The organism is Mogibacterium sp. CM50, assembly GCF_000293155.1.
Lineage (GTDB): Bacteria > Bacillota > Clostridia > Peptostreptococcales > Anaerovoracaceae > Mogibacterium > Mogibacterium timidum.
In genome coordinates this window covers 116,561-124,133 of record NZ_ALNL01000035.1, presented here as the reverse complement: position 1 = coordinate 124,133, position 7,573 = coordinate 116,561, and the positions used below count along the sequence as shown (strand labels likewise).

At 42.5% G+C, this 7,573-nt stretch carries 8 protein-coding genes; all 8 read right to left on the bottom strand.

The annotated features are described in order from the left end of the window. The coding region (locus HMPREF1152_RS05375; RefSeq protein WP_009644134.1) for a Cna B-type domain-containing protein at window positions 1–2,470 on the bottom strand (2,470 nt) is incomplete at its 3' end. A gap of 232 nt (window positions 2,471–2,702) precedes the next feature. Next, entirely contained in the window at window positions 2,703–2,981 is a 279-nt protein-coding gene (locus tag HMPREF1152_RS09885; protein WP_242822280.1) for a hypothetical protein, read from the bottom strand. 47 nt (window positions 2,982–3,028) lie between these two features. Next, on the bottom strand, window positions 3,029–3,295 hold the full coding sequence (locus tag HMPREF1152_RS10060; RefSeq protein ID WP_242822279.1) for an EamA family transporter: 267 nt from the start codon (window positions 3,293–3,295) through the stop codon (window positions 3,029–3,031). Then, window positions 3,289–3,531: a hypothetical protein gene (locus tag HMPREF1152_RS09030; protein WP_009644052.1), complete on the bottom strand. Its 243-nt coding sequence runs from the start codon at window positions 3,529–3,531 to the stop codon at window positions 3,289–3,291. Before HMPREF1152_RS09030 ends, HMPREF1152_RS10060 begins: the two co-directional genes overlap by 7 nt. A gap of 39 nt (window positions 3,532–3,570) precedes the next feature. Continuing rightward, entirely contained in the window at window positions 3,571–3,783 is a 213-nt protein-coding gene (locus tag HMPREF1152_RS05365; RefSeq protein ID WP_009644077.1) for a DUF5348 domain-containing protein, read from the bottom strand. Between the two features lie 12 nt (window positions 3,784–3,795). Continuing rightward, window positions 3,796–4,713, bottom strand: coding sequence for a DUF6017 domain-containing protein (locus tag HMPREF1152_RS05360; protein ID WP_009644119.1), 918 nt, complete (start codon window positions 4,711–4,713; stop codon window positions 3,796–3,798). Between the two features lie 463 nt (window positions 4,714–5,176). Beyond that, on the bottom strand, window positions 5,177–5,980 hold the full coding sequence (gene proC, locus HMPREF1152_RS05355; RefSeq protein ID WP_009644142.1) for a pyrroline-5-carboxylate reductase: 804 nt from the start codon (window positions 5,978–5,980) through the stop codon (window positions 5,177–5,179). 188 nt (window positions 5,981–6,168) lie between these two features. Then, the gene (locus HMPREF1152_RS05350) at window positions 6,169–7,356 is read right to left on the bottom strand and encodes a coenzyme F420-0:L-glutamate ligase (protein WP_009644122.1); all 1,188 of its coding nucleotides are present in this window, start codon (window positions 7,354–7,356) and stop codon (window positions 6,169–6,171) included. Window positions 7,357–7,573 lie beyond the last annotated feature (217 nt).

Genomic DNA, 7,573 nt, shown 5'->3' with positions numbered 1-7,573 from the left:
TTACAGAGGTTTCCTCAGGAGTATAGCTATTTTTGATATCATAGCCTTCTATCTCGGTATTGTAGTCATCTACGGTGTTTTCCGTTACAGTGTACTTAATCACCCTTCCGTTTTCATACTTCGGAAGATCGGTAAAGCTGTATTTCCAGTCGGTAGCTGCTGTAGCCTTAACCTCCTTCACCTTCCTGCCGTCAGCCAGAAGATTTACCGTAATTGACTCCGGACGTTTTCCATCTTGATTATCATTATCACTCCATGTCTTCTGTCCTTCCACTTTGGTCTTCTCAGGTACATGCTTGTTAGTGATGATTATATTGCCCTGGCTGTCTTCACCATACGATGTGGTGTAATTATCTACTTCCCCTACTTCTTTTACCGTATACTTTATAGGTATTCCTGCTGCGTTCTTTGGAAGCTTTGCCCATGTATGAGTCCAACTATTTCCTTCGTTGAGCGTTACTTCTTCTCCTACTTTTTTATCATTTCCATACAGCTGCACCTTGATGCTGCTTGGACGCTTTCCGTCCTGGTTATCTGCATCTTCCCAGCTCTTAGTTACGGTTACACTTGTTTTTCCGGGCGTGTAGCTATTGGTGATCTTATAACCTTCGATTTTAGTGGTATAGTCTTTTACCTCATTCTCTGTTACGGTGTACGTTATCTCCTGACCGTCCTTGTACTTGTCAAGGTCGGTAAAGCTGTATTTCCAGTTAGTATCTTTAGTAACCTTAGCTTCCTTTACTTTCTTTCCGTTTGCAAGAAGATTTACCGTTATTTCATTTGGTCTCTTTCCGTCCTGATCATTTGCGTCATCCCAGGTTTTCTCACCTTCTACTTTAGTCTTTTCAGGTTCTCTTGTATTTGTTACCTTGAATCCGTTTTCTGCCGAACCTGTGGTAACGCTGGTGTAACCGTTTTCAACTTTAACTTCCTTTATCGTGTAATTTATCTTCTTGTCACCTTTATATTCGTCAAGGTTCTTGAAGCTATCTGTCCAGTTATTATCTTTTGTCAAAGTTAGCGTCTTCCCTGCTACTTCCTGTCCGTCTGCCAGAAGCTGAATTTTTATACTATCCGGGCGTTTTCCGTCCTGGTTATCTCCATCTTTCCATATCTTGGTTACAGGAATATTTACCTTGCTTCTCTTATTTTTTCCTGTCCAGAACAGTGCTTCTCCCGCCACTACAGTCACTTCATGCTCTGTAGGGTCGAGGACATATCCAACAGGGGCCTTTGTTTCTTTGATTTTATACTTTCCGGGTTTTAATTTATTTGAGACAGCCTCTCCCTGAGCATTTGTTGTCAGAGTAAAGTGTGAACCATCTGCAACATTAGTAATCTTGAATTCAGCGTTAGGCAGTCTTATTTCATTATTTTCTTCGTCAATCTTAATGATTTTGATCTTCTGAATTAGGTCGCCCTGTCCACTACCGCCTGCTTGGGAGTTCACCCAATAACTGTCCGATTCGTAGTTATTCCCCTTACTTTGAAAATAAGATTTGTTTTTTAACATAAGCTGAGGAATATATGTGGATTTATATCCCATTCTAAACTGCTTGCCTTTTGTATTGCCAAGCAGTTTGCTGAATTCAAATTCAAATTTTGTCTTACCGTTAGAAAACGTTAAATATTTCTTTAAATCGTTATAGGTATATGTCTTAACAACCTTTGTTACACAACCATAGGCATCCATCTCCACTTCCTTCAACTCAAAACTTTCAGGAAGATAATGGATTCCCGGTGGAAGATTTCCGGAACTGACAAAGAGTTCGTCTCTTATTACCACATTGGAGAAATCTCCTTTTTTGTGGTTGATACGAAGTACCCACTGTGCCTGATTTTCGTTACCGTTTACTTTTTCTCCCCACTTAGTGAATACTTCATCGTTAAGCGTCGGTTTTGGTCCTATGTTAATATCAACTTGTGTAGAAACTCCTCCGATGCTTACAACTATGGTGTTTTGTCCGCCGGCATTAATATTATGATGTGCAAAGGTCGCTTCTAAAAATAAGTTCCCTCTTATATTATCCTTCCCCTCTACATACTTCGTAAAGGTGACCTTTACCGTACCGCCGCCTGCTTCGCCTTTAGAGTCCACATGCGCATTGGCTATTACGGTATTTGTACCCGGTACATAGAGTGGAAAATTCACATATGGACCATCTTTCGGAAATATAAATTGCTTAGGCAACGTAATAGTAAAATAGTCGTTTTCCTTTAATTCAGCTCCGTACATGCTGGCATCCCAATCCATGTCCAAACGGAACTTATTCCAGTATCCAAGTGGCTGTCCCGGAGGTATAGTGCCACCATTATGGTCTTTGATTTCAAACCTGGTAATCTTTGTTTTTACACGGTCAACTCCGGTTCCCCCAAACACTTCGTTTCCGGTAAAAAATCCTGAAAAACCGCTAATTAGAAGCATTAGCGACAGAAACAGGGTACTTACCTTCTTTGCTCTTATTCTCATTTCCTTCTTTTCCTTTCCTAAAATTTCATGTCAACTAAACTGAAACTTTGCCGACACATATTAAGTAATATAAGATTATCTTACTCCTCTATTCGCATCAATGTACCACACTAAACGAACATAAGTCCACATTTATTTATTTTTTTATAATTCAGACTTCCGTCTTGTTTGCAATAATTTATTTTGCAATTCACCATTTCATAATTCACATTGCTAAATTACTTCAAAAAAGCTAATTACTGACCCTCTTATTGTTATATATAAACATGATGCCGGATGCACCTATAATTATTCCATATCCGATGAAGCTCAAATGATCAGGAATCTGTCCCCGTACGAAGAACGACAGCACCGTTGCAAAAATTATCTGTGAATAATCGTATATTGAAATCTCCTTTGCCGGGGCATGGGAGTAAGCCATGGTAATGAAAAACTGTCCCCCTTCAGCTGCCACACCTGCCATAATCAAAATAACCGTCTGCATGATTGTCATCGGTGCAAAGTTCATCACAATAAATGGCAGAGATATCAAGCATGAAAAACCTGAAAAGAAAAGAACTATAAACGATCCGCTGATGCCCTACAGTCCCAGTTTTCTAACGCATGTATATGCAATCCCCGCACACAGTCCGCGAAAAGTCCCACAAGAGAAGGAATCAGAGGCATGCCGGAGGCACCGGGTTTTATTACGAAAAGGGTTCCCACAAAAGCCATGAACACGCAAAAGACCTGAAAAGGCTTCATCTTCTCCTTGAGCAGAATATAGGAAAACAGTATCACAAAAAATGGCGAAAGTTTATTTAATATTGACGCATCACTTACCACAAGGTTGTCAACGGCATAAAAGTTTGCAAATATACCTGCCGTCCAAAAAAAGGCCTTGCCATAAGGTCAATCCAACCTCTGCCCTTTGGAAAAACAATTTTTTCACGATTTTTCATTAAAATCCCACAGGCAACGAAAAAAGCAATTAAGTTTCTAAAAAACGCCTTTTGTATAACAGGAAGGTCTCCGCCCTTGATATACAAGGCAATCACTTTTTCGTTTGTTTCATCCTGCAAATCTCGTCCTCCTTTCTTCGCTTCTTGCGGCTATATCAATTAAATCCGTACCAAAAGTCCGTTTAAGTCCTCGGTGCGTATGCCTGTAAGGTACCAGTTATCGCCGTATTCCATTCTGGCAGGCTTCCACTTTCCTTGGGTAAATACCTCCAGACAGTCCCCGCAGTGGAGCCCGCCGTAATAATCGGCGATGTCAAAACGGATGTCATAGCGATCGCGGTATTCATCAAAGATAAGGGCTCCCTGTTTCATAAGTTTTCTCCTTTAGAAGTCATTTCTTCCGTACATATCGTGATTAACAAGAGCGGTGTAATAGTTTCCGATAGTGGACGGAGCGTTAAAAAGCACCGCCTTTAGATACTGCTTGATGTTTCTTACCTTTGTGGTGTTTTCCTGCATACAGTCAAGGACAAATTCAATATGGCTGCTGTCAAGCTTCATGAATTTTGCCTTTACAAGCTCCGCAGGGTATTCATCACCTGCAATCAGGATTTTCTTTCTTTTGCTGCATACAGTTTCAAGAATGAGGTCAAGGATTTCATCGATGCGATCACGGTCAAGGCGTTTTGTACTTATGAGGTGTTCATACTCGATATTGTCCTTGATAATTTCCTCATAGATTTTGTAGGCGTCTTTCTGTTCCTTTCCGTTCTTTTCGGGTAATGGATCCCGCTCACTCAAAGGAGAGGGGTCAGGGGAAAAGATAGGAATGGAATCGGTATTTAATCCATCTTTATTTCTTTCTTCTTTTTTTGATAGATCTGTATTTTGTATATCTTTATTTAATTGCGTTGGATTTTCCGATATCGGCTTATCCGCTTTCGGTTTTTCCAATATCGGCTTATCCGATGTTGGATTTTCCAATACCGGTAAATCCAATACCGGACTTTGCGGCTGCTCATAAATGGTATAGATAATGGCTGTCATTTTTCCTTTTTCATCTCTGCCTTGCAACCTTTTGATATATCCCGCTTTTTCAAGCTCCAAGACTGCAGTACGAATGGCGTAAATGCTTTCCTTGTTGATATGGGATAGTCCCGCAAGGGTATAGTCCCAGTTTTCCGGAAGCGACAGCATTTGAGAAAGTAAGCCTTTCGCCTTTAGGGTCAGTTCCTTATTTCGCAGGTGGTGATTGCTCATGACGGTGTATCCCTTGTTTTTCTCTACTCTGAAAACTGCCATGATCTTAACTCCTTTCATTTTTTATTTGTTACGCAGTTAAAAGGCGATTTTGAGGAAAAAGGTATATTCCCTTTACTTTGTCAAAATCGTTCTCTGAAAGCCTTGTATTTCACCCTGATTTGCTTCTACTTCGTAACATGGGCATGAAAAAAGCGGTGTTCTTATGCTTCCTTTATAGAAGCGAAAGATCACCGCTTTTACGATTTCCTATTTAATTTTGATCCTTGCAACATGCCTTATGGCATCTGTGGTAAAACACCTTTGTTCGCAAGAGTTTTTACAGTACATCAAGGCTTTTTCCTCAAAAGTAGTAAATTGGTAGTAAATTCAATCCGTTCTCTTGCAAATATCCTTGTATTTCAAGGGGTTTGAGGGCTAATTATTACAGTTTATAAAAAATTCTTTAAGATAATTTTTTTCATTTATATGCCTCAATACATGACACAATATTAAGTTTAATAATTTATCCCCTCATCTCCGCAGATCTCTCCGTTGCCGCATTTGCTCCCTCCAGCACTGCGCTTCTGAAGTTATTAGCCTCTAGAGCACGTACTGCTGCGATAGTAGTTCCTGAAGGCGAGCACACCATATCCTTGAGCTCTCCCGGGTGCTTGCCGGTTTCCATGACCATCTTGGCTGATCCATATACTGTCTGAGCTGCAAATTCATACGCCTGTCTTCTAGGCATTCCACCAATAACTGCTGCGTCAGCTAGCGCCTCTATGAACAGGAACACATATGCCGGACCGCTGCCGCTGATACCCGTCACTACATCAAACAGACTCTCCGGCACTACCTCAGTCTTGCCGAACGCAGAAAGTATGCTAACTGCCAGCTTCGCTTCATCTTCAGTTACGTATTCATTAGGGCACGCAGCGGACATACCCGCACCTACCTGAGACGGAGTATTCGGCATAACGCGCACAATCTTGACAGCCTTGTCATCAAAAGCCTTCTTGAGATAATCCAAGGTTATGCCTGCGCCTATCGAGATGAATAGCTGATCAGCCTTGACATGCTCCTTGATCTCAGCAATTACAGGGGCGTAGTGCTGTGGCTTGACCGAAAGGAAGACCACGTCGCACTTGTCTATTACCTCCAGGTTATCGGCTGTAACCTCTATACCATTCTGCTCTTTAGTTCTGTTTCTTCCGCATTCAGTAGGAGCTGCACCGATAATATCATCCGCCTGACACAAACCGGACTTGATGATACCACCTATCATTGCATTAGCCATAACTCCTGATCCGATAAACCCTATTTTCATCTTTCCTCCTCGCTTATACCGACATACAGATTGACGCGATCTCATTTATAGCCTTACAGTCGCGTCAATCTGTACAAGATCTTAATTGTATGCAGCTTATGATCCTTTGATTGTCTATATGATATCAACGATGATCTATAGCTCCGATTTATAACCTTGATTATTGCACTCGTTCTTTAATCGCCGTTTTAATTTGTGTAGTTATCAAAGTACCCCTGAATATACACGACCGGCGTACCCTTATCTCCCGAGCCGCTCGTCAGATCGCAGAGCGAGCCTATCAGATCAGTGAGCCTGCGCGGCGTGGTTCCTTCTGTCTCCATCCGACCCACCAGGTTATCGTCCTTCTCCTTGATTCTTGCCGAGATAGCATCTCGCAATGCTTCGCCGCTGAGCTCCTTGAAATCATTATCAGCCAGATACTTGAGCTTAAGCTCATTAGGCGTACCCTCAAGCCCCGGCGTATATGCCGGCGATACCACCGGATCGGCGAGCTCCCAGATCTGTCCGACAGGATCCTTAAAAGCCCCATCTCCATAGATCATCACTTCCACGCACTTGCCGGTCTTGTCCAGAATAGCCTTCTGGATATCCAGTACAATTGGCTCGCACTCATCAGGGAATAGCTTGACACTATCCTCTGTGCTCTTATTGGAACCGAGCAGTCCATACTTGCGGTTACATCCGCTGCCATCGACCGGCTCTGTGAGAATCTCATCCAATCCAATCACAGTTGCCCCTGCACCCCTGAGTATACGGCGAGTGCGCTTCCTGGTATGAATATCGCAGTTTATCACCTTATCGGTGTACTGCAGAATTTCCGTAGCATGATTCGCAAGCACCACCTGCACCTCCGCTCCGGCGTCTTCTATAACCTCACTGTAGTACGCCAGATAATCAACTCCTGTAAAAGGGTGCTTGTTCGCCCCGAACAGCCCACGATATTCCGCCAGAGTCATCACCTTAGTGTATGGATCTATTCCGGCCTCGTCGAGCTGATCCTCGGTTAGCAACTGATTGCCGACCTCATCGCGCGGGAATGACAGCATAAGGACTACCTTCTTGGCACCCATAGCTATGCCGCGCAGGCACGTCGCAAATCTGTTTCTCGACAGTATCGGGAAGATGACGCCGATGGTATCTCCTCCCAGCTTAGCCTGCACATCCCTGGCGATAGCCTCCACACTTGCGTAATTGCCTTGGCTTCTAGCCACTACAGACTCGGTGACAGCTATTATGTCTCTGTCTCTCACCTCGTAGCCTTCAGCCTCTGCCGCTTCGAGCACTGATCTTACAACAATCTCAGCTATATCATCGCCTTCACGGATAATGGGGCATCTGATGCCTCTCGATATAGTACCAACTTTTCTTTCCATCGTTTCGTCTCCATCAATATTGGAAAATAACTTATCTGAACACCCTTAGCGCCCTACTTTATTATAGCTTATCTGTTAAAATCTGAAATTTCAATACACATAATACAATTAGAGATTATTTATTTGTTAATTGGTGATTTATGTTATTTTTATTGTATCTATAATTTTACGTCAGCTATATCAGCTATATGAGTAGAGCCTTGTAGGTTAAAAAGCA